The 22,108-nt window shown below is 58.2% G+C and carries 21 protein-coding genes; 15 read left to right on the top strand and 6 right to left on the bottom strand.

The genetic code is table 11. The features are described 5' to 3' along the window. The first annotated feature begins 46 nt into the window (after window positions 1-46). The 13 genes from hprK to ACZ46I_RS07735 all read left to right on the top strand — a co-directional run bounded on the left by hprK (window position 47) and on the right by ACZ46I_RS07735 (window position 12,215). The gene (gene hprK / locus ACZ46I_RS07795) at window positions 47-1,003 is read left to right on the top strand and encodes an HPr(Ser) kinase/phosphatase (RefSeq protein ID WP_464280438.1); all 957 of its coding nucleotides are present in this window, start codon (window positions 47-49) and stop codon (window positions 1,001-1,003) included. Window positions 1,004-1,005: 2 nt separating this feature from the next. After that, window positions 1,006-1,857: an RNase adapter RapZ gene (rapZ, locus tag ACZ46I_RS07790; protein WP_464280437.1), complete on the top strand. Its 852-nt coding sequence runs from the start codon at window positions 1,006-1,008 to the stop codon at window positions 1,855-1,857. A 26-nt stretch (window positions 1,858-1,883) separates the two neighbouring features. After that, entirely contained in the window at window positions 1,884-2,300 is a 417-nt protein-coding gene (locus ACZ46I_RS07785) for a PTS sugar transporter subunit IIA (protein WP_013506500.1), read from the top strand. Further along, window positions 2,287-2,736, top strand: a complete 450-nt coding sequence (locus ACZ46I_RS07780; protein WP_013506501.1) for a PTS sugar transporter subunit IIB — start codon at window positions 2,287-2,289, stop codon at window positions 2,734-2,736. The genes ACZ46I_RS07785 and ACZ46I_RS07780 overlap by 14 nt, the downstream gene beginning before the upstream one ends. Further along, window positions 2,724-3,422, top strand: a complete 699-nt coding sequence (locus ACZ46I_RS07775) for a PTS sugar transporter subunit IIC (RefSeq protein ID WP_083806000.1) — start codon at window positions 2,724-2,726, stop codon at window positions 3,420-3,422. Before ACZ46I_RS07780 ends, ACZ46I_RS07775 begins: the two co-directional genes overlap by 13 nt. Further along, the gene (locus ACZ46I_RS07770; RefSeq protein WP_013506503.1) at window positions 3,419-4,138 is read left to right on the top strand and encodes a PTS system mannose/fructose/sorbose family transporter subunit IID; all 720 of its coding nucleotides are present in this window, start codon (window positions 3,419-3,421) and stop codon (window positions 4,136-4,138) included. The genes ACZ46I_RS07775 and ACZ46I_RS07770 overlap by 4 nt, the downstream gene beginning before the upstream one ends. Next, on the top strand, window positions 4,135-4,410 hold the full coding sequence (locus tag ACZ46I_RS07765) for an HPr family phosphocarrier protein (protein ID WP_013506504.1): 276 nt from the start codon (window positions 4,135-4,137) through the stop codon (window positions 4,408-4,410). Before ACZ46I_RS07770 ends, ACZ46I_RS07765 begins: the two co-directional genes overlap by 4 nt. Before the next feature lie 3 nt (window positions 4,411-4,413). Beyond that, window positions 4,414-6,183, top strand: coding sequence for a phosphoenolpyruvate--protein phosphotransferase (ptsP, locus tag ACZ46I_RS07760; RefSeq protein WP_464280436.1), 1,770 nt, complete (start codon window positions 4,414-4,416; stop codon window positions 6,181-6,183). After that, on the top strand, window positions 6,177-7,340 hold the full coding sequence (locus tag ACZ46I_RS07755) for an aspartate aminotransferase family protein (RefSeq protein WP_013506506.1): 1,164 nt from the start codon (window positions 6,177-6,179) through the stop codon (window positions 7,338-7,340). Before ptsP ends, ACZ46I_RS07755 begins: the two co-directional genes overlap by 7 nt. Next, a complete protein-coding gene (argF, locus tag ACZ46I_RS07750; RefSeq protein ID WP_013506507.1) occupies window positions 7,337-8,257 on the top strand; it encodes an ornithine carbamoyltransferase in 921 nt (306 codons plus the stop codon). Before ACZ46I_RS07755 ends, argF begins: the two co-directional genes overlap by 4 nt. Window positions 8,258-8,337: 80 nt before the next feature. Next, entirely contained in the window at window positions 8,338-9,561 is a 1,224-nt protein-coding gene (locus ACZ46I_RS07745; RefSeq protein WP_013506508.1) for an argininosuccinate synthase, read from the top strand. A gap of 1 nt (window position 9,562) precedes the next feature. Next, complete coding sequence (gene amrA, locus ACZ46I_RS07740; protein WP_226507821.1) at window positions 9,563-10,114, top strand: AmmeMemoRadiSam system protein A; 552 nt, start codon at window positions 9,563-9,565, stop codon at window positions 10,112-10,114. 34 nt (window positions 10,115-10,148) lie between these two features. Then, window positions 10,149-12,215 (top strand): sodium-translocating pyrophosphatase, encoded by a 2,067-nt coding sequence (locus ACZ46I_RS07735; protein ID WP_464280435.1) that lies wholly within the window; start codon window positions 10,149-10,151, stop codon window positions 12,213-12,215. A 208-nt stretch (window positions 12,216-12,423) separates the two neighbouring features. On the opposite strand, the gene ACZ46I_RS07730 is transcribed toward ACZ46I_RS07735, so the two are convergent. Further along, complete coding sequence (locus tag ACZ46I_RS07730; protein WP_013506511.1) at window positions 12,424-13,476, bottom strand: L,D-transpeptidase; 1,053 nt, start codon at window positions 13,474-13,476, stop codon at window positions 12,424-12,426. A gap of 132 nt (window positions 13,477-13,608) precedes the next feature. On the opposite strand from ACZ46I_RS07730, the gene hflX reads away from it, so the two are divergent. Together hflX and ACZ46I_RS07720 are read left to right on the top strand one after the other, a co-directional pair. Beyond that, entirely contained in the window at window positions 13,609-14,880 is a 1,272-nt protein-coding gene (hflX, locus tag ACZ46I_RS07725; RefSeq protein ID WP_464280434.1) for a ribosome rescue GTPase HflX, read from the top strand. Next, window positions 14,874-15,623: a YdcF family protein gene (locus tag ACZ46I_RS07720; protein ID WP_464280433.1), complete on the top strand. Its 750-nt coding sequence runs from the start codon at window positions 14,874-14,876 to the stop codon at window positions 15,621-15,623. The genes hflX and ACZ46I_RS07720 overlap by 7 nt, the downstream gene beginning before the upstream one ends. Here ACZ46I_RS07720 and dmeF read toward each other — a convergent pair. The 5 genes from dmeF to ACZ46I_RS07695 form a co-directional block, all read right to left on the bottom strand. Beyond that, complete coding sequence (gene dmeF, locus ACZ46I_RS07715; RefSeq protein ID WP_464280432.1) at window positions 15,599-16,618, bottom strand: CDF family Co(II)/Ni(II) efflux transporter DmeF; 1,020 nt, start codon at window positions 16,616-16,618, stop codon at window positions 15,599-15,601. The genes ACZ46I_RS07720 and dmeF overlap by 25 nt on opposite strands. Window positions 16,619-16,761: 143 nt before the next feature. After that, window positions 16,762-17,403, bottom strand: a complete 642-nt coding sequence (locus ACZ46I_RS07710) for a DUF6796 family protein (protein WP_464280431.1) — start codon at window positions 17,401-17,403, stop codon at window positions 16,762-16,764. A 36-nt stretch (window positions 17,404-17,439) separates the two neighbouring features. Next, window positions 17,440-18,615, bottom strand: a complete 1,176-nt coding sequence (locus tag ACZ46I_RS07705; protein ID WP_464280430.1) for an MFS transporter — start codon at window positions 18,613-18,615, stop codon at window positions 17,440-17,442. Beyond that, window positions 18,608-20,419: an ABC transporter ATP-binding protein gene (locus ACZ46I_RS07700; RefSeq protein WP_013506517.1), complete on the bottom strand. Its 1,812-nt coding sequence runs from the start codon at window positions 20,417-20,419 to the stop codon at window positions 18,608-18,610. Before ACZ46I_RS07700 ends, ACZ46I_RS07705 begins: the two co-directional genes overlap by 8 nt. Beyond that, entirely contained in the window at window positions 20,406-22,106 is a 1,701-nt protein-coding gene (locus ACZ46I_RS07695) for an ABC transporter ATP-binding protein (RefSeq protein WP_464280429.1), read from the bottom strand. Before ACZ46I_RS07695 ends, ACZ46I_RS07700 begins: the two co-directional genes overlap by 14 nt. Window positions 22,107-22,108: the final 2 nt, after the last annotated feature.

The following is a 22,108-nucleotide window of genomic DNA, read 5'->3' as shown; positions in this document are numbered from 1 at the left end:
CCCGCCGCAAAGCGCTCCATCGCTCCCTGCGCCATAAGAGGCCAACATGCTGACGGTCGCCGACTTCTATGAACATAACCGCAATATCCTGGGTCTCAGGATTCTGGTGGCAGCGAATTTTTCCGCCACGATACCCCAGCCACGTATCCAGAAAAGCGGCCTGGCACTGACCGGGTACACCGAATTCGTTCACGAAGACCGCATCCAGATCTTCGGCCAGACCGAGATGGGCTACCTGGGCTCAATAGGCCGCGCCGAAGCGACCCGCAAACTGGAGTCCTTCCTGACCTTCCCCTTTCCGGCGGTGCTCATCACACACCATCCCCAGCCTATCGAACCCTGGATGCTGGAACTTTTCACCAGACATGGAGTCGCCCTGCTGCAGACCGTGCAGACCTCCAGTCACGTCATCGCCACGGTCACTCGCTATCTTGAGTTTGAGCTGGCGGAGCAGACAACCCTCCACGGTGGCATGATGGATATATTCGGCGTCGGGATGCTGATTACCGGGGAGAGCGGCATCGGCAAAAGCGAATGCTGCCTGGACCTGATCACCAGTGGTCACCGCCTGGTGGCCGACGATGTGGTTCTGGTAAAAAATATCTCCGGCGAACTGGTGGCTTTTTCCAACAATGAGCTGGAGCACCATATGGAGGTTCGTGGACTGGGCATCATCAATATCAAGGATATTTTCGGTGCGGCCAGCGTGCGTCGGCGCAAAAAAGTGGAGCTGATCATTGAGCTGCAAAGCTGGGAGCGCCAGAATGTCGCTCAACTGGAGCGACTGGGAGATACCAGGAGTTTTCGCCATGTTCTCGACATCGACATTCCCGTGGTCTGCCTTCCGGTGACTCCGGGAAGGAACATCGCCAAAATTCTTGAGGTGCTGGCACGGAACACCATTCTGCAAAACATGGGATATCAGACGGTTGAAACTTTCATGAGCAAACTGCATAATCGAATCCAGTCCAAAACCGCAGACGGCAGTACGGGAGGCGCGTAGCCATGGAGCTTGTATTTATTGCCGGACAGAGTGGCGCGGGGAAAACCGCTGCCGCCGCTGTCCTTGAGGATCTGGGGTACTACCGTGTCGACAATATTCCCCTGACCATGGTGGAATCCCTCATCGATGAGCTGCGCAAGAGCTCCTTCGAACGGATCTGCGTTGTCATCGGCGGCTACCAGCTCACTTCACGCCAGCTGGATCTGCAGCAGTACTTCATGGAGCTCTCCCGCAAAGGCATCCGCGTCCGCTCGCTCTTCCTGTGTGCCGACGACGAGGAACTGATTCGCCGCTTCAACATCACCAGACGCGCCCACCCCTTTTCCGGAGAGCTGGCCAGTGCTTTGAAGGAGGAAAAGGACAGCATTTACCGCTGGTCAGAGTTCTTTGAACTGGTCATCGACACCACCAGCCTGAGCATTCACCAGCTTAAGGAGAAGCTCGTGGTGCTCTTTGCCAAAGGGCAAACCCCGCGGCGCCTGACCATATCCTTTGTTTCCTTTGGTTTTAAATATGGTATATACAAAGGAGCAGATAATGTGGTGGACGTCCGTTTTCTTCCCAACCCGCACTTTGTGGCGGCACTCAAAGAAAAAACGGGCCTGCAGCAGGATGTCTACGATTACGTCATGGAGGCGCCCCTGACCGGAGAGTTCCTGACCCTCTGGCAACAGGTCTTTGACTCTCTTTTCCGCTGGTATATCCAGGAAGGAAAGTCCTACGCCACCATCGCCTTTGGCTGTACCGGCGGCAAACACCGCAGTGTTTCCCTGGCCCGCTACTGGTCGGAGTACTACCAGCAGCGCGACGATTACCATGTTTTCGTTTACCACAGGGATATTTCTCACCCCTGAAACTCTCTCCCATTGAGGCACAGCGCATGATAGGTATTATTCTCGCCACCCACGGCAACCTGGCCCACGAGCTCCTGGAAACGGCCCAGTCAATCATCGGCCCCCAGGAGCATGTCAAGCTCCTGAGCATTGACTTCCAGCACGATGTAGACACCATTTTCACCCAGTACGAAGATTGCCTCAAAGATGTCAATCAGGGTGAAGGCGTCCTGATACTCACGGACATGTTTGGCGGCACTCCATCCAATATATCTCTTTCGTATCTGAATACTGCCAATATTGAAGTGCTGACCGGAGTGAATCTGCCCATGCTGATCAAGGTTCTCACCTCCCGCGCCGAGGCTCCCACCCCTACCGCCCTGGCAAAGATGGCAAAAACCGATGCCATCGACGGCATTGTCATTGCGTCGGAAGTCATGAGGCAAAAAGTTGAAGAAATCTAGTTTTATCCGCCTTGATGAACGGCTGGTCCATGGCCAGGTCGTACACGGCTGGCTGAGGCACCTGAAAGCCCGCACTATTGTTGTCGTGGACAGCCGGGTTGCGGTGGATCCTCTGCGGCAGCAGATTTACCGCAGCGCGGTACCACGGGGCATTGACGTACAGTTCATGACACCGCCGCAGTGCGAAGAGGTCATCGACACCCTCGACGAAACCCTCTTTCTCTTCTCTTCCGTGGAGCAGATGGAAGAAGTGCTGCAGCAGCACCCCGTCCAGGAAATAAATATCGGCTGCATGCAGAAGAAGAGCAGCCGTCAACAGGAGTTTAACTCCATCTATATCTCGGACGACGAACTCGACCGTCTGCGCAACCTCAAGGCAACGGGCGCGGTGATTGTCTTCCAGAAAGTTCCAGGAGAGAAAAAATTTATACTCTGAGCCAGCTCCTTCTGCTGACAGGCGCCTTCGCCCTTATAGAATCAGACCGCTATGCCTTCGGACAGTTTGGCATATGCCAGCCCCTGATCGCCTGCACCCTTACCGGCTGGATCATGGGCGACTGGGCCACCGGGCTGCTGTTGGGTGCCGCCTTTCAGCTCCTGTGGATAACCTTTATCCCCGTGGGCGCCAGCATGTACACCAACGAGTCCGTGGTGACAGCCGCCATCGCTGCTTTTGCAGCCTCCGTGGGAGAGGTGCGGCCAGAGGTACTGATGATCCTCTTTCTCCTGTGCATTCCCGTTACCGTAGTTGCCATGAAAATGGACTACCTGGCCCGCAGCGCCAATGGAGTCTTTGCCAACTACGCCAAGCAGGGAATCCTCAGCGCCCACTACTCCATGGCCCAACGCTTTCACCTGGTGGGAATCCCCCTGAACTGGCTCAATGGAATTCTGATTGGCTGGACTGTTTTGATCGGCCTGTCCCTGATCCACGATATGGCGGGACACCTGCTCCTGAAGCATGGCCTGGAAAGCGGATTGGCCCTGCAGTGGAAGCTGCTGCCACTGATAGGCATTCTCTTCCTGGCCCATGACAGCTTCCGCGACTACCGCTCCTATATCTACTTCCTGGCCGGCTGCCTCATCGGCGGCGGCATCATCGCCCTGGGGCTGATGGCATGAAGGCGCTGTCACTGCTGCGGGTTGCCTGGCGCCTGCTCTTCATCCAGAGCTCGTGGAATTTCAATAACATGCAGGGCATCGGGGTTTTCTACGCCGCCTACCCTGAGCTTTCACGTCTGAAAATGCCCGTCAAGGGCATGCGCCACTTCGCCCGCTACTTCAATACCAACCCGTACATGGCAGGGGTCGTCATCGGCGTGGCGCTGAACTACGAAATCCAGCGCGGCGAACACCTCAGCAGTGAGTACAAAAACACCCTGGCCAGCTTCTTCGGCGCCATTGGAGACGCCTTTTTCTGGGCCACCTTCCGCCCGGCCGTCTTTGCCCTGGGGGTCACCATGTACTTCATTGAGCCCCTGCGCCCCCTCTGCCTGTGGGTTCCCATAATTCTCTACCTGGCGGTAACACTCACCGCGCGCTTTTACGGTTTTTACCTGGGCTATGTCCACGGCATGTCCGTGGTGCAGAAAATCCAGCCAGGCCTGCTGCATCTCTGTATCGACGGACTCAAGAACAGTCATTATATCCTTGCCGGAATCCTGTTCACGCTCATCATGTACCAGGTGTTTCTGCACTTTGCACCCTTCTACATGGGAATTGCCATAGTGTTTCTTATCTGCAATCTGATTTTTTTTCACTTCATGCGGGTAAATGTTTTTATTATTCTGATTTCCATTTTTATGTTTATAATCGAATTTTTCAGGCAGAGCGTATGAGTATGCAAGCAAAAAAGACACTGAAAATCCAGAACCGGCTGGGTCTGCACGCTCGTGCGGCCGCCAAACTGGTGCGAGTCACAACCGCTTATGAGTGCAGCATCAATCTGACCTACCAGGACAAGAGCGTAAACGCCAAAAGTATCCTCGGCCTTCTTATGCTGGCGGCGCCCTTGGGCAGCGAAGTGCTCATCGAAGCTGACGGAAGCGATGCTCACCAGGCGGTGGATGCTCTGGAGGACCTCTTTACAAGACGATTCGACGAGGAGTAACTGGTGGAGACCTACTACGGCCACAGCGTCAGCAGCGGCATTGCCCTGGGGCGGCTGGTGCGGCTGCACGAGACGGACAACCGCATCAAGTCCATCTATATCGCTTCTGCTGACCAGCAGGGCGAGTGGCAGCGTTTTGAACAGGCGCGCCATCTGGCCCGGGCGGAACTGCAGCACAGCGCCGAAGTGATCAGCGATCTGCTGGGGGAAGCTCAGCGCCTGATCATTGAGCCCCAGATCATGATGCTTGATGACAACTCCTTCGTGACATCGGTCAGACAGTCCATCTTCCAGGAAAGTTACTCCCTGGAATACGCCGTGGAGAAATTCAGACAGGAGGTCTCAGCCTCCTTTGCCAGCGTGGAAGACACCTATCTGCGTGAGCGCATGAATGACATTTTCACCGTCACCCGCCTTGTGGTGAAATACGCCCAGCAGCAAAACAGCAACCCCAAAGAGCCCGAGGACTTCTCCTACGGCAGTGAAATCCAGGGAGCCATCGTCTACGCCAACGACATCACCCCCAGTGAAATCACCCTGCTGATCTCATCGGGCATTGTCGGCGCCGTCACGGCCAAGACATCGGCCCTCAGCCATACGGCCATTCTCTGCAAGAGCATGGAAATCCCCATGCTCACCGGCATTGAGTTCGGCGAAGTGCAGGACTGCCCCGTTATCGTCGACTCCTACCGGGGACAGTTCATCGTCAATCCCACGCCAGAGGTGGAAGATGACTTTCGCCAGCGGCAGCTGCGCATTATCCAGTACAAAACCATCATGGTCTCTTCGTCCTTTCAGCGTAAAGACACCGACGTGCAGATTTACGGAAACGTGGAGATCCCGGCTGAAGCCATCCACCTCGCCCAGTATCAGGCCCACGGAATCGGCCTGCTGCGCAGCGAGTTCATGATCCTCCAGATGGAGCGCTTTCCCCGCTTTGAGGAGCAGCTGGCCTTTTATCAGTCCATCCTGGAAAAGTGCAACTACCTCCCCACCACCGTGCGTACCGTGGACATAGGGTCTGATAAGGTCGCCTCATTCCTGCATATGGAGCACGAAGACAACCCGGCCATGGGCCGTCGCGGTATCCGCTACAGCCTCAGCAGGCCCGAGGAATTCGCCACCCACCTCAGGGCGATTCTCTCGCTGGCCCAGTGGACTGACCTCAGAGTCATGTTCCCCATGGTCACCATCCCCGATGAAGTCATCCGCGCACGGGCCCTGACAGAACAGGTGCTGGCGGAACTGCGCCGGGAGAATCCCGCCCTGCCCGCCTCCGTGCCCATCGGCATCATGGTGGAGACCCCCGCCAGCGCCATGAGCATTGGTGCCTTTGTCAAGTACATCGACTTTATCAGCGTCGGCACCAACGACCTCACCCAGTATGTCATGGCCAGCGATCGCACCAGCAAAGGGGTGGGGCACCTGTGCAATCCCTACCACCCCCCCATACTGCGGGTGCTGCACCACATTGCCCAGACCGCAAAAAAATTCAACATACCCGTCAACATTTGCGGCGAAACCGCTTCTGATATATTTTACTTGCCTATTCTCCACGGAATGGGGTACAGGTCTTTCAGCGTTCGCACCCCCTCTATTCCCGAAGTGCGTGTCGTGCTCTCGGATCTCGACCCCGCCCGCAGCGAGCACCTGGCGACCCGTGTCATGGAGAGCTGGAACGTGGAACAGGTCACTGAACAATGTGTTGAATTTATTCAGGATATACTGCCAACAGAACTTCTCGAATACGTCATGGTGAACAAAACATGCTAGAAACTCATCTCATCAACAACTACAAGCGTATGGACATTGCCTTTGAACAGGGAAGCAATTACACCCTCACGGACACCAGCGGTAAGTCCTATATCGACCTGCTGGCCGGCATTGCTGTTGTCAACGTAGGTCACAGCAACCCCCACGTCATACGCAGCGTCCAGGAACAGCTTCCACGACTGGTACACACCTCCAATATATTCAGGATTCCCCTCCAGGAAGCCCTGGCCACACGCATCACCGAGCTGAGCTTCCCCTGCAAGGGTTTTTTCTGCAACTCCGGCGCCGAGGCCAATGAGGCCGCCGTCAAGCTGGCGCGCCTGTACTCCTTCAACAAGCGCGGAGCTGATAACTTCAAGATCATCACCCTGCTGCGCTCTTTTCACGGCCGCACCATGGCAGGCATCTCGGCCACGGGCCAGGAAAAGGTCAAACTGGGATTCAACCCTCTGCTCAACGGCTTTGAACACGTGGAGCCCAACGACATGGAAGCCATGGCCAAAGCGGCCCGTGGTGCCGCCGCCATACTGGTGGAACTGGTGCAGGGTGAAAGCGGAGTCCACCCCCTCGACAGAGGCTATGTTCGAGAGCTGCGCCAGTTCTGCTCTGACAATGATATCCTGCTGATGCTCGACGAAGTGCAGACCGGCATCGGTCGTACCGGAAAAATGTTTGCTTTTCAGAACTACGACATCGAACCCGATGTCTTCACCATCGCCAAAGGTCTTGGCAATGGCTTTCCCATCGGCGCCATGTTTGCCAAAGAACCCTTTGCCTCCCACATGGTTCCCGGAACCCACGGCTCCACCTTCGGCGGCAATCCCCTGTGCTGCAGCGCTGCCATGGGAGTGCTGGACGCCTTTGAAACCGACGGCATTCTGGAGCATGTGCAGCACATGGAAGCCCACCTGCGCGAACTTTGCGAAGCCATGCTCGGACGCGGCACCATTATGTCCTATCGCGGCCTCGGCCTGATGTACGCCCTGGAACTGCCCGGCGAAATGCCTGATCTGGTCAAGGCATGCCTGCAAAACGGCCTGATCATCAACCAGACCTCACCCTCCACCATCCGACTGCTGCCCCCCCTGACCATTGACCGGCAAGGTCTTTCCCAGGGGCTTGAAATCCTGGAAAACACCATAAGGAACCTTACATGAAGCACTTTCTGGCACTGCGGGACTACCACAAGGATGAGCTCACCCATATTCTCAACCTGGCCTTCACCCTGAAACGCGAGCTGAAGCAGAATATTGCCCACCCGAAGCTTGCAGGGAAAACCTTGGCCATGATCTTTGAGAAGTCCTCCACCCGCACCAGAGTGTCCTTTGAAACCGGCATATTCCAGTTGGGAGGCGTTGGGCTCTTCCTGAGCTCCAATGACCTGCAGATGGGACGCGGCGAACCGATCCGCGATACCGCTGCAGTGCTTTCGCGCTATGTGGATGGCATCATGATCCGCACCTTTGCCCACTCCACGGTGGAAGAGCTGGCCAGACACTCGAGCGTCCCCGTCATAAACGGTCTCAGTGACCTCCTGCACCCCTGCCAGGCCATGGCCGATGTCATGACCATGCTGGAACACAGTGACAAGCCCCTCGAGGAAATCAAACTGGCCTATGTCGGCGACGGCAACAACGTCGCCAACTCTCTTATTTACGGTGCCGCCAGTTTGGGTTACAGTATCAGCATCGCCTCACCAAAAGGCTACGAAGTGGCTGATCATGTGGCACAGCAAGCCAGCACCATTGCCCGGTCAACGGGAGCGCCCATACACTATACCCACGATCCGGCTGAAGCGATCCGAGGTGCTGACTTCGTCTACACCGACGTGTGGGCCAGCATGGGACAGGAGGACCAACAGCAGGAGCGTCTGCGCGCCTTTGAAGGCTTCACGGTCACGGAAAAGCTCATGCAGCTTGGCACCCCCAACTGCAAGTTTCTCCATTGCCTGCCCGCCTATCGCGACAAGGAAGTCAGCGCCGAAGTCTGTGACGGACCCCGCAGCATTATCTATGACCAGGCGGAAAATCGACTCCACGCCCAGAAAGCCATCATGGTTCACCTGATGGCCTAGCAGGCGTTCCGGACTGGGCTGACCGCCATTCCAAGCTCGTTCTTTCTTAACGATATGCCTTTAACTCCCTGGAGGAACCTATGTCGAAAAAAACCAGCGTGAACAAAGTTGTCCTGGCATACAGCGGCGGCCTTGACACCAGTGTCATTCTCAAATGGCTCATCAAGGAATACGACTGCGAGGTCATCGCCTTTACCGCCGACCTCGGCCAGGAAGAGGAGCTGGACTCCGTCAAGCCCAAGGCCCTGAAGACAGGCGCGTCCAAGGTGTACATCGAAGACCTGCGCGACGAGTTCGCCCGCGACTTCATCTACCCCATGATGCGCTCCAGCTGTGTCTATGAAGGCCGCTATCTGCTGGGAACATCCATCGCCCGTCCCCTGATCACCAAGGGCATGATGGATATTGTCGCCCGCGAAAGCGCCGATGCCATCAGCCATGGCGCCACCGGCAAGGGCAATGACCAGGTACGCTTCGAGCTGGCCGCCTACCACTACGACCCGTCCATCAAGGTCATCGCCCCCTGGCGCGAATGGGATCTCAACTCCCGCGACGCCCTGGTGAAATTCGCCAAAGACAATGATATCGAAATACCACCAGCCAAGAAATCCCCCTACTCGCGGGACCGCAACCTGATGCATATCTCCCACGAGGGTAATAATCTGGAAGATCCATGGTGGGAACCCGACGAGGATGTCTACGTCCTGACCGTCTCCCCGGAAAAAGCCCCTGACAAGCCAACCTGGCTGGAGATTGACTTCCAGCACGGCAACGCGGTGGCCATTAACGGCAAAGCCATGTCACCCCTGGAGATATTCCAGTACCTCAACAAAGTCGGCGGCGCCAACGGTGTGGGACGGCTGGATCTGCTGGAAAACCGCTATGTGGGCATGAAGTCCCGTGGCGTCTATGAAACTCCCGGCGGCACCATCTACCACGCAGCCCATCGCGGCATGGAAGAACTCACCATGGACCGCGAAGTCATGAACCTGCGCGACTCCCTGATCCCCCGCTATGCCGCCATGGTCTATAACGGCTACTGGTTCTCCCCAGAGCGCGAAGCGCTGCAGGCGCTCATCGACGAGACCCAGAAGACCGTCAACGGCACCGTCCGCATGAAAATCTATAAGGGCAACGTCAGCGTCACCGGCCGCAAGTCGGCCACAGATTCCCTGTTTGACGCCAACATCTCCACCTTCGAAGAAGACCATCAGGTCTACAATCAGGCTGACGCAGAGGGCTTTATCAAGCTTAACGCCCTGCGCCTGAAAATCCGCAGCAAGCTGTACGGGAAAAAGAAGTAATATGTCTTCACACCTTGGCAGTCTGCCCCACCACCAGCAGCAGGAGATGCTGCAGCTGGTGCGCGACACCATCGGCCAGGAGCTCAAACTCGTGAGCCCAAAGGCACACTATGATATCCCGGCCATGGAAAGCGGTCTCTTCGTGACCCTCACCCTGGAGGGTCAGCTGCGCGGCTGCATAGGTACTTTTCTGCCGCAGCCACTGCGGGAGAACCTCACCTCCATGGCCTGCGCGGCGGCTTTCGGCGACTATCGCTTCAAGCCGCTCCAGGCTACGGAATTTGAGATGATCGCCATTGAAGTAACGGTTCTGGCTCCACCAAAGCCCGTAGGCATTGATGACATCGTTGTCGGTCGCCACGGCCTCATGGTGTCCCTTGGCTCTCAGCGCGGGGTTCTGCTGCCCCAGGTCGCCATAGAGCACCAGTGGAGCCGTGAGGAGTTCCTCAGCTTTACCTGCATCAAGGCCGGACTGCCCAAGGAGGCCTACCGCAGTCCCGACTGCACCATTGAAGCCTTTGAAGCCTTTATTATAAAGGATGTAACGGGGTGATACCCCGCAGAATACACATTGAAGGAGAACCCTCATGACGTCTGTGTTATTTGCCTTGGTCTGTTCAATCCTGGGAATTGCGATGGGACTGGTGTTTACCAGAAAAATTTCCGCCATGCCCGCTGGTGACGAGAAAATGACCTCCATCGCTGCCGCGATTCAGGAAGGCGCATCGGCCTACCTGACGCGCCAGTACAAGGCAATCGCCATTGTCGGCATCATTGTAACTATCGCTATTTTCGTATTCATCGGACTTGTTGAAGACTTTGCCCATGGCGCCTTCCAGGCCATCGGCTTTATCATTGGTGCCGTGCTCAGCGCCCTGGCTGGTTTTATCGGCATGAACGTCAGCGTCCGCGCCAACGTTCGCGTAGCTGCCGCGGCCCGCGAGGGACTGCAAAGCGCCCATAAGGTTGCCTTCATGGGTGGCGCCGTTACTGGTCTGCTGGTTGTGGGCCTGGGTCTGCTGGGTGTTGCCGGTTACTATTTCATCCTGACCCTTGTCATGCCTGCCAGCAGCCACGGCCATGAAGCCGCTGTCGTCTCCCTGATCGGCCTGGCTTTCGGTTCCAGCCTTATCTCCATGTTCGCCCGCCTTGGCGGTGGTATTTACACCAAAGCTGCCGATGTTGGCGCTGACCTGGTGGGAAAAGTGGAAGCAGGCATTCCTGAAGACGATCCCCGCAACCCGGCCGTCATTGCCGACAACGTGGGCGACAACGTGGGCGACTGCGCCGGTATGGCGGCTGACCTCTTCGAAACCTATGCCGTAACCGCCATCGCGGCCATGCTGATTGCCGCCTTCATGGTAAGCGACAGCTTCAGCGTCGTCACCTACCCCCTGGTTCTCGGTGGTATCAGCATCCTGGGCTCCATCATCGGCAGCTTCTACACCAAGCTCACCAATGACAATGTCATGGGCTCCCTCTATAAATCACTGGCCATCAGCGCCATCATCAGCGCCATCCTCTTTTATCCCGCCACCACCATGATGCTGGAAGGCTTTGTGGAGAACCCGCTGAATGTCTTCTTCTGTGCCATCATCGGCCTGGCGGTCACCGGACTGATCTTCTACATCACGGAATACTATACCTCCACAGCCTATGGCCCCGTGAAGAAAATTGCCGCCGCCAGTGAATCCGGCAGCGCCACCAACATCATCGCCGGACTGGCCATTGGATTGCAATCCACAGCGCCCGTGGTCATGGTCATCGTCATGGGCATCATCTTCTCCTACATGCTGGCTGGCGTCTTCGGAGTGGCCATTGCCGCCATGAGTCTGCTGTCCATGGCCGGCATGATCGTCACCCTCGACGCCTACGGCCCCATCACCGACAATGCCGGTGGTATCGCTGAAATGAGCGAGCTGGACGCCAACGTGCGCAATGTCACCGATAAACTGGACGCCGTGGGCAACACCACCAAAGCCGTAACCAAAGGCTACGCTATCGGCTCCGCCGGACTGGCCAGTATCGTACTTTTCTCCGCCTACAAGGTCGACCTGGAGCGCATCAAGGGCATTACCATGGAGTTCCTGCTCTCTGATCCCTTCGTCATCGCTGGTCTCTTCATCGGTGGTATGGTCCCCTTCCTCGTAGGCGCTTACGCCATGGAAGCTGTTGGCAAAGCTGCCGGCGCCGTTATCGAAGAAGTCCGCCGTCAGTTCCGCAACAATCCGAAAATCATGCAAGGCACCGAAAAGCCCGACTACTACCAGTGCGTGAATATCGTTACCGGTGAAGCCATCAAGCAGATGATCATTCCCGCTCTGCTGCCCGTGCTGGTGCCTATCCTGGCGGTTATTATCGGAACAATGATCGCGCCCGACGCTGCCCCCAAGATTCTGGCTGGCGTCCTCATCGGCTGCATCGTAACTGGTATCTTTGTGGCGGTCTCCCTGTGCAACAGTGGTGGCGCCTGGGATAACGCCAAGAAGTACATTGAAGACGGCCACCATGGAGGCAAAGGCTCCGAAGCCCACAAAGCTGCGGTAACCGGCGACACCGTCGGTGACCCCTACAAGGACACCGCCGGCCCCGCCATCAATCCCGTCATCAAAGTTATCAACGTCGTGGCCCTGCTGCTGATTCCCTTCCTCTGATCGCCAGCACAGTACGCACATAAACAGCCGCCCCGCTCACACACGTGAGCGGGGCGTTTTCTGTACAGTACAAATCCAAAACCCTGTCAAGCAGAAGAGATCCTCTCACCCGTTGCTGCGCCTGCGCAGATACTGTCTGAAAAGGTTCAAGTTCTCCCATTCGCGTTTATTGGCGTTCATTTGCGGCTAATGCTCAGCCTTTTGCCCGTCAGGAATCTCCCTCCTGAATCACCACCCGATCCCCTTCACGCATAAGCTTGTACAGCTGCTCAGCCACATCATTATGGGTGCGGATGCAACCGCTGCTCATGCGTTGGCCGATGCTGTCCAGATTGCGAGTGCCGTGGATTGCGTAGGTCTTGCCGATATTGAGGGCAAAATTGCCCAGCACGCCGGGAAAACAGCGTTGTCCAGCGGCAATATCCGCCGCATAACGCTCCTCCTTTTCCATGGAGGGAGGAATGCACCATTCGATGCCATCGGGCTCATAGATCTTCCAGCGAACGGCATACTCACCGGGCTCGGTGAAGTAGCAGTTGCCCCCCTGCTCCCGTGGCATGCACTCATCGCGCCCAAGCCCAACGAGCGCGGTATAGATGATGCGCTCCTGTCCCCGTGAGTCCACTTCATGGACATTGAGCAGAAAGCTCTCCTTGTTGATGACAATATACCGGCTGTGCCCCGGCTTCAATGGAACCAGCGGTACCGTCGGGCGGGTGATATCCCGCACTCCGCTGCGGTGTACCCACCAGGATTCACGGTTGGGAGTCCAGGCATCACCGGGAAAATAGCCGGTAACGCGAATCCAGTCGCCGGCCTGCCGGTTGGAGGTAAAGCGACTGCCCACCTCCCATGTGTCCAGAACCGTCTCTCCCCCGGCCTCATCACGCACATAGAGCAGTTGCACCGCCTCATAGGTGCGTGCTTCCACGCTTCGTTCCTGTGGAATATCCTGGAAGACATGTTCCTTGTGCACCCACCAGATCCCGGGCGCGGCCTTCCAGCTCCCTTCAGGGAAATATCCGGTAATGCGCAGCCACGGGCCAGACTCCTCATTGGACGTAAAGGGCGTACCCGCGTACCAGGTTCCGATGGCGTCTCCATCGGGGCGGTTAAAAATCGGCGCGTCGGCGGTAATCGTCAGGGCGCTGGTGCCCGCAGAAGCTACCACCACACGGGAATCGGGCTGGGAAAGAGCGGAAAGGGGAGAAAGCAGGAGGAAAAGGCACAGCAGCATACGGGAAGAATATTTCGTGAACATGGTCGTGTTGTTTCTCGCTTTTGATGATAAAATGCATTTTCCTGTGAAGGGTTTTATAGAAATACGTGGCATATTGCACTGCTGTCAAGATCTTTCCGGTAAATGTACCAGGAAGAGCTGAAAGGATACTTCTTGTTTGACCGATATCAACGTGGCGAGCAGGCCATCATCGTCCATGTCAATTTCTCCCGACAGACCATGGACACAGAAGATCTCAATGAGTGCATGGAGCTGGCGCAATCCGCCGGCGCTTCAGTACTCAGCGTGTTTCAGTGCAACCGCGACGAGCCCGACTCGCGCCTGTACATCGGCAGCGGCAAAGCCCAGGAGATCGCCCAATACGTGGAAGAGCAGGCCGTTGAAATCGCCATCTTCAACCATACCCTCAGCCCCACCCAGGAGCGCAACCTGGAGAAACTGTTTCAGTGCCGGGTCATCGACCGTACTGGCCTGATCCTCGATATTTTCGCCCAGCGCGCCCGCACCTTTGAGGGCAAACTCCAGGTGGAGCTTGCCCAGCTGCGCTATATGTCCACCCGCCTGGTACGGGGCTGGACACACCTGGAACGCCAGAAGGGCGGCATCGGCATGCGTGGCCCCGGTGAAACCCAGCTGGAAACAGACCGTCGCCTGATCCGCAAACGCATCGAGTACATTCAGCAGCGGCTGGAAAAAGTCACCCGCCAGCGCCAGCAGGTCCGGCAGCACCGCACCCGCCACGAGAAGGCCACCATCTCGCTGGTCGGCTACACCAACGCCGGCAAATCCACCCTCTTCAACGCCCTGACCACCTCCACCGTCTATGCCCACGATCAGCTCTTCGCCACCCTGGACCCCACTATCCGCTCCCTCAGCCTGCCCGGCATGCCCGACGCCTTCCTGGCCGATACCGTGGGATTCATCCGCCACCTGCCGCACACCCTGGTGGCCGCCTTTCGCTCCACCCTGCAGGAGACCCGTGAAAGCACGCTGCTGCTCCACGTCATGGACGCCTCCCACGAAGAGCTGGAACGCAACCGGGAATCCGTGCTGAAAGTTCTGGAAGATATTGAAGCCATCGAAGTGGCACAGCTGGAGGTGATGAACAAGATTGACCGCATCCCCGAAGGCATTGAGCCCCATATCGACTACGACGACGAAGGAAAGCCCCGGCGGGTATGGATCAGCGCCCTGCGGGGACAGGGGCTTGACCTGCTGCGCCAGGCCGTCGCCCAGCTTTTGGAACCACAGCTGAAAAGAAGCCACATCGTCCTTGGCCCCGCCCAGGGAAAACTGCGCGCGCTGCTCTACGAACGCAACGCCATTGTCAACGAAACCCTCGACGATGACGGCAACTGGATACTCGAGGTCTTCCTCGCCCGGGAGCACCTCGAGCGCCTGCTGGAGAGCCATCCCCCGTGCTGAATCTGCTGAAGTACCTGGTACTGCCTCCCGTCATCAATGCCCTGCTCATCGCAGTCGGCAGCCTGCTGTGCATAAGGAGCCACCGTCGTCTGGGCATAACACTGTGGAGCATCGGCCTCCTGAGCCTGCTGCTGCTCAGCCTGCCCGTCACCAGTGCCTGGCTGCACAGTGGCCTGCAGCAGCACCCCCCACCCACCGGGAAAGACATACGCCGCGCCCAGGCGATCGTCATCCTGGGCGGTGGACGCGATTACGGCGCACCGGAATTTGGCGCGGAAGACGCCCCCGGCAACGCCACCTGGCGACGCCTGGCCTATGGAGCACACCTGGCCAGACAAAGTGGTCTGCCCATCCTGGTCAGCGGCGGACGCGTACACGGCGAACTCCACAGTGAAGCCTGGCTGATGGATCAGGCCCTGCGACACTCCTTTGGTCTCGAAGCCCAGTGGAGAGAAGAGCACAGCCGCACCACCAGAGAAAACGCTCGCTACAGCGCCTCCATCCTCCAAAACGCAGACATCACGCATATTCTGCTGGTCACCCAGGCCTGGCACCTGCCCCGCGCCCTGCCTGAATTTCGCCGCCAGGGCCTTGAAGTCATCCCCGCTCCCACCGACTTCGCCAGCCCGCCACCAGGAGGCATTATCGCCTGGATACCTCGCGCCCATCATCTCGAGCGCAGCACCCAGGCCATCCACGAGTGGCTCGGCAAAGCCGTTTACCGCCTCCTCGGCAGCTCCTGACACTCCTCACAGTAGTACACTTCGATAATCGGATGGTGGATGCCCGCCATATCCGCCAACTGCTCCTTGTACACCTCCGGAGAAACCGGATGGTGGCTGACCACCGAAGCCATCAGCGTCCACGCCCCCTGGCCCACCGACCACAGGTGCAGATCCGTCACACGGCTGTCGGCAACCCCCTCCAGACGGCTGCGAATCCGGTTACGCAGCTGCTTCGGCCCCTCGGCATCCAGCAGCACCGCACTGGTCTGGCGCAGCAAGCCATAAGACCAGCGCAGAATCACCAGCGAAGCCACCAGGGCAATCACCGGATCTAGCCAGTTCCAACCCCAGAGCCAGGCCGCCAGCAAGCCGACAATAGCCGCCACCGAGGTCACCGCGTCGGCGATGACATGCACCAGGGCCGCCCGCAGATTATTATCCTGATGGTGGTGGTGAGATTCATGGGAGTCCCCATGGTGATGGTGATGGCCGTGATCATGATCGTGGCCGTGATGGTGATCGTGACTTCCCGCCAGCAGCCAGGCGGAAACCAGATTGACCAGCAGGCCGATCACCGCCACCATCAGAGCCTCCATGGCGTAGAGCGTCTGAGGATTGAGCAGACGGTTCACCGATTCGTACACCAGCCAGAGAATGGAAGCTCCCAGGAAAAGGGCGCTGGTGTAGGCCGCCAGATCCGCAATCTTGCCACTGCCCAGACTCAAGCGACGATCATGGGCGTGGCGCCGCGCCAGGTAGTACGCCAGCGTCGCCAGCCCCAGCGCCACCGTGTGACCACCCATGTGAATTCCGTCCGCCAGCAGGGCCATTGACCCCGTCAGCCAGCCACCGGCAATCTCGCCAATCATGGTCACCAGCGTCAGTATGGTGACGATCAGCGTGCGCCGTTCCGCGCTGCGCTTCGTCCCCTGACCGAAATCGTGTTCACTGTTTATGCGCGCCACCAGGGTACAGGTGTCCATGGATGGCACAGAAGAAGCGTGTGTTGCCATTCAAAGTGCTCCCAAAGAGAATATCCGGCCAAAACGACCGGTGAGCGCTCAGGCCCATTCATTAGAAGAAGCATGATAGACCCGGCTAACCGGAAAATCAACTGGGCGCGTACGTCATTGGCAGCGGATTCTGAAAACGCCTTTCACGAAGACAACCTGTTTCGGTACAGAACCACAGCAGAAGCAGCAAAAAACAGGGCAAACATGATATTGAACCTGCCACCTTCCAGGAGAATCAGCAGGGGTGATGGCAGGTAAACAAAAAATGAAGTCCACAGCCACACCACCAGGGGATGAAAAAACAGTATCCATTTTGGAAACGGCGTACGCCCACGCAGAACCAGAACCATCAGATACAGCAATCCAGCGGCCATAAAAAACGCATAGAAATAAAACATGGAAAACGCCGTGACCATGAGTTGCTCCAGAAGAACCGCATGGTCATCCGTACGCGAGACAAAACCAAAGGGCGCAAACATCGCGTGAAATACAGCGCCAAAAACAATAGCGACCGCCAGCATGACAAAAATCACTGTTCCGCTGAGCGGAGCCGTTTTTGCCAGTGCCCTTTTGATGTGGTAGAAACCCGCTATGTAAAAAACCGTGGCCAGTGGCCCACACAGTGCTCCCAGGTGAAGGCGCCAGTCAGAAACACCGGACATGATCCGGAAAATATCCTCTTCAAGGCTGGTTACAGGGGTGGGCGTGTAGTAAAAAAGCATATCCCCGGCATACATAATCACCGCCCCCAATAACCCCAGGAGTGCATAAACCCATGTTCGCATATGTCAGTGCTCCTTTGCATTTTTGACATCAACCACTTATCCAGGAAACCTGCGCCGCATCGCCAGCCCGCCAGAGAGGGCCAGAACCAGCAGCAGCACCGCACACACGCCATAGGGAAGTGTTGGGTTCATGCCGTACAGCGCCGCACTGGCCAGTGGCGCAATCACGATGGCGAGCCCCTGGACGGCTGAAACCGAACCAGCCGCATGGCCCTGTTCCGTGGCGCTCACCGCATTGGCTGCCAGGGCCTGAAACGCCGGAAAAACCAGTCCCATGCCCGCCGCAGCAATACCGTAACTCACGATCAGACCCAAAGACGCGGATACCTGGGTTACCGCACCAAAACCTGTAGCCGCAACCAGAGCTCCGCCGGTGAGCCATACTTCAGGTGCAACGGAACGAAACCGCATGACGGCAACCTGAACCGCTATCAACATGACCCCGACACAGGCCATGGCAGAGCCCGCTACTCTGGCCGCACCGGCTCCGTCGAGATTCAGGCGGTCAAGGGCAAAAAAACCGATACACGTCTGAGCGGTCACCACGGTACCCATGGCAAGCAGGGCACTCGCCAGTGGCAGGCGCAGACGCGGATCGAAAAGTCGCGGCGGAGCCGCTGAAGCGGCACTACGAGGTTCCGTAGCGGGCAGAAAACGCCACAGCAGCACCACCGCCAGCAGCGGCAGCACCGCCGCCATATACAGTGGCAACGTCAGGCTCCAGCTGGCCAGAATACCTCCGAGGAGCGGACCCAGCACCATGCCGATGGCATTGGCGGCGCCCAGGGACGCCATGGCTGAGGTCCGGGTTTCACGGGGAAAACGATCGGCGATCAAGGCCGCGCTGGCAGGGGGAACAGCCGCATAGAAGGCTCCGATCAGGCTGCGGCTCAGTGACAGGAGGGTCACGGTTACGACGACGCCCAGGGAGAGGTACAGGGCGATATCCAGCACCACCGCCAGCAGCAGATAGGCCAGGGCAAATCCGCCCATGCTCAGCAGCAGTATCGGCTTGCGTCCATACCTGTCGCTGGCCCTTCCCCAGGGGCGGGCCAGCAGCATCCACAATACGCCAGCCAGGGTAACTGCCAGCCCGCCATGCCACTCCGCCAATCCCAGAGCCCGTACCAGCGGGCCGACCACCGCGACAAAAGCCATCATCGCCGATACGCACAGGGCGTTGGCAATCAGCAGCGGGCGCAGTTCAGTCACGGGAGTCACCTCCCGCAGCCACGGCCAGATGCCAGCTTTTGGCGCTCTGCTGGGCATTCCACATGGCCCGGTAGCGTCCACCGGCATCCAGCAGATGTTCATGGGTTCCCTGCTCCACCAGTTTCCCGTCTTCAAGAACCAGGATGCGCTCAGCCCCCACGATGGTGGAAAGTCGATGGGCTATGACAATAACGGTACGATCCTGCACCAGCGTATCAATAGCCTGCTGGACAGAAAGCTCACTTTCGGTATCCAGCGCTGCCGTTGGCTCGTCCAGCATGACAATGGGCGCATCCTTGAGGAGAGCGCGGGCAATACTGATGCGTTGCCGCTCACCTCCCGAGAGGCTGCCACCGATATCGCCAACCCGGGTCTGATACCCAAGGGGCAGACGGCTGATGAATTCATGGCAGCAGGCTGCCCGGGCAGCGGCTTCCACTTCAGCATCCGTGGCACTGCAACGGCCCATGCGGATGTTGGCGAGAATGGTATCGTCAAAGAGGTACACATCCTGGAAAACCACGGAAATACAGGCCATAAGCTCTTCGGGCTCCATGGCCCGGATATCGTTTCCTCCGATCATGATGCGACCCTGCTGGGGATCAGCATAGCGCATCAGCAGGCGCGTGATCGTCGTCTTGCCGGAACCCGACGGTCCCACCAGCGCGGTCAGGGATCGCTCCGGCAGATGGAGATCAAGGCCACTGAGCACTGCGCCCTCCGTACCGGCATACTGGAAGCTCACCCCTTCAAAGCGCACGTCAAAACGCGTGGGCAGTGAAGAGGGCTGCAGGCATGGCAGCGGTTTCACCGCCAGCAGCTTTTCCACCTGTTCAAAACCCGCCTCCATATAGTCAAAAACCGCCGACAGGTTCGTCATGATCGCCAGGGGCTCGGAAATTCGCACCGTAATAATCAGCAGCGCCGCCAGCATGGCAATGGAAAGGCTGCCACCAGCGACCAGGACAACTCCCAGTGCCAGGATCAGGATAAGCCCGCCCTCAATCAGGGTCCATATAACCAGACTCGGCCAGAGGCCGGACCACTGGTTTCTGGCCTGGACATCCTGCAGGTGCACCAGGGACTCCTGCAGGCGACGAGCCTTCACTCCTGTGGCATTGGCAGAGCGCAGCACCGCCAGGCCCTGGGTATACTCGATAATTTCAGCCGAAGTACGGGCATGGGCAGCCGCCAGCGTGCGCATGCTTCCCCCCGAGAGACGCTTGCGCCACCGATAGAGGGGCACCGTCACCGGAAACAGCAGGAGCATGGCCAGAGCCAGGCGCCATTCAATCAGAGCCGTCGTCAGGACCACTACCAGTGGAACCAGGGCACTGCGCAAAAAGGTATCGGCCAGCATTCCCATGGGGGTGACCACTTCGTCCACATTGCCGGCAATCACGGCGGAAAGCTCTCCGGTCCGGCTCTGATAGAGTTCTTCCAGGGGCATGAGACGCAGCTGGTTCCCCAGGCGCACCCGAATGGCATGGGTAACGTCAGCCAGACAGCGGGAGTACCCGAAGGTGTGTCCGTGCCAGCGCAACACCCAGTCGAGCAGCGCAAAAAGCAGCATCATTCCACCGGGAACCCACAGGGCATGAACATCAAAAGGCTCACGCAGCACCGCTGACAGAATCGGATACAGGCACGCCAGGGCCAGACCCTGAAAAATAGCCGAGAGCGCGGAACTGATCAACGATGAACGCAGCTGGGGCGCCCGTTCATCGGCTATCTGGATCATGCGCCCATAGGTTTGCCAGAGCGTGGGTATGCCAATGCGCGGCATGGCGTCAGTGGGTGTCATGGGTGCCTCCTGTGGGCCGGATTTTTTGCAGGGACCAGCCCTGAGCCTGCTCATAGGTATTCCAGAGCCGCCGATAGAGGCCCTTAAGAGCCAGGAGCTCTCCGTGACAGCCCCGCTCGACGACACAGCCGCCCTCAAGGACGAGAATCTGATCGGCATCCTGGACCGTGGGCAGGCGATGGGCGATAAGGATAACCGTCCGTCCGCGCATCAGGTGTGCCAGAGCGCTGACCAGGGCTACTTCATTTTCGGGGTCCGCAAAAGCCGTAGCCTCGTCGAGCACCACGATGGGACGATCCTGCAAGATGGCACGGGCAATGGTGATACGCTGACGCTGCCCACCGGAAAGGCGACCACCACGGTCTCCCGCCCTGGTTTCATAGCCTTCCGGCAGCTGCACATCGTGAAACAGGAACGTATCCTGGAAGACAAATGCCACATGGGACATCAGGGTCTGGGCGCTCATGTGGCGCACATCCACACCACCGATCCTGATCGCACCCGCGCGCACATCCCAGAAGCGTGGCAGAAGACGTGCCACGGTGCTCTTGCCGGAGCCCGAAGGGCCCACCAGCGCCGTCACCGTGCCGGCAGGCACACAAAAACTCACCTCGTGCAGAACATCACCGGATCGCTCTCCATAGGCAAAGCTCACCGAATCAAAGACAATATCGCTGCCCACAGGCTGCTGCGCGGACAGCGGCTCCGGCAGAGGCGGCTCGGATCGCAGCGACTGGATACGCAAGGCACTGCCATTGGCTTTGCGGATAAAGCTACTCAGCCACATCAACGGAATCAGCGCCTCCGCCATACCTGTACCGATCAGCAGCACCCCCACCCAGACCGCAAAATTCAGACTGCCGGAAGCGAAGAGCAGGCTGCCTGCCACCAGCAGGGCTATGAGTGTGGGCAGCGGACTCAGCACGATCATGGCAAGACGTCCGCTGGTGCTTGACGCCTCCACCCAGTGCGCCAGGACACCATGGAAGGCGCTCAGGGCCTGATGATAGCGTCGAAACGAGGTACTGCCGTCATCGAACGTCCTCACCACCGGCATGGCCTGCACAAACTCGATAACCGCCCCGTTGATGCGTTCCCGTTCCGCGTCATAGCGTTCGGAAAGCTCTCTGTGGTCCCGCATGGCCAGGCGCAGCACCAGGACACCAGCCAGCAGCACCCCCAGCGCCACCAGAGCCAGCCGCCAGTCGATGACCAACAGCACCACCAGGGTGACAACGGGAGCGGTAACCGAGCGCCCCAGCAGAGGGGTGCTGTCTGCCACGAAACCATGCAGGTCTTTCACATCATCCTGAATGACTTTGGTCAAAGCACCGGAGCCGCTGGAGAGAAGAAATCCCAGTGGAACACGGCCCAGGTGTTCCGCCAGCTCAGTGCGCAGCATTGTCTCCAGCCGGAATGCCACCAGGTGAGACAGGGTAAAGCTCGCCCCACGCAGGATGAGCGCCACCACCGTCAGCAGCAGCGCCAGCACCATCCACCGTGCCGGCTGGGGATCACTTTGCAGCAGTTCATGCACCACCAGCGCCAGGACCACGACAGCACCGATGGTTGCCATGGAACCCAGCGACGCCAGGGCCATGGCACCGCGAATTCCCCCCATGACGGGTGCCATCACTCCCCAGATACCGGGTTTGCTCAGCATTCCATGGGCCAAAGGCGATTTCATAT

This window comes from Desulfurispirillum alkaliphilum, assembly GCF_055378285.1.
The sequence above is the reverse complement of the archived record's forward strand: the minus strand, read 5'-3'. Positions and strand labels throughout refer to the sequence as shown.

Excerpts from the sequence above, each read along its gene's own strand:
- hprK (WP_464280438.1), top strand. The coding sequence starts at position 47 with ATGCTGACGGTCGCCGACTTCTATGAACATAACCGCAATATCCTGGGT.
- rapZ (WP_464280437.1), top strand. The coding sequence starts at position 1,006 with ATGGAGCTTGTATTTATTGCCGGACAGAGTGGCGCGGGGAAAACCGCT.
- ACZ46I_RS07785 (WP_013506500.1), top strand. The coding sequence starts at position 1,884 with ATGATAGGTATTATTCTCGCCACCCACGGCAACCTGGCCCACGAGCTC.
- ACZ46I_RS07770 (WP_013506503.1), top strand. The coding sequence starts at position 3,419 with ATGAAGGCGCTGTCACTGCTGCGGGTTGCCTGGCGCCTGCTCTTCATC.
- ACZ46I_RS07765 (WP_013506504.1), top strand. The coding sequence starts at position 4,135 with ATGAGTATGCAAGCAAAAAAGACACTGAAAATCCAGAACCGGCTGGGT.
- ACZ46I_RS07755 (WP_013506506.1), top strand. The coding sequence starts at position 6,177 with ATGCTAGAAACTCATCTCATCAACAACTACAAGCGTATGGACATTGCC.
- argF (WP_013506507.1), top strand. The coding sequence starts at position 7,337 with ATGAAGCACTTTCTGGCACTGCGGGACTACCACAAGGATGAGCTCACC.
- ACZ46I_RS07745 (WP_013506508.1), top strand. The coding sequence starts at position 8,338 with ATGTCGAAAAAAACCAGCGTGAACAAAGTTGTCCTGGCATACAGCGGC.
- amrA (WP_226507821.1), top strand. The coding sequence starts at position 9,563 with ATGTCTTCACACCTTGGCAGTCTGCCCCACCACCAGCAGCAGGAGATG.
- ACZ46I_RS07735 (WP_464280435.1), top strand. The coding sequence starts at position 10,149 with ATGACGTCTGTGTTATTTGCCTTGGTCTGTTCAATCCTGGGAATTGCG.
- ACZ46I_RS07730 (WP_013506511.1), bottom strand. The coding sequence starts at position 13,476 with ATGTTCACGAAATATTCTTCCCGTATGCTGCTGTGCCTTTTCCTCCTG.
- dmeF (WP_464280432.1), bottom strand. The coding sequence starts at position 16,618 with ATGGCAACACACGCTTCTTCTGTGCCATCCATGGACACCTGTACCCTG.
- ACZ46I_RS07710 (WP_464280431.1), bottom strand. The coding sequence starts at position 17,403 with ATGCGAACATGGGTTTATGCACTCCTGGGGTTATTGGGGGCGGTGATT.
- ACZ46I_RS07700 (WP_013506517.1), bottom strand. The coding sequence starts at position 20,419 with ATGACACCCACTGACGCCATGCCGCGCATTGGCATACCCACGCTCTGG.
- ACZ46I_RS07695 (WP_464280429.1), bottom strand. The coding sequence starts at position 22,106 with ATGAAATCGCCTTTGGCCCATGGAATGCTGAGCAAACCCGGTATCTGG.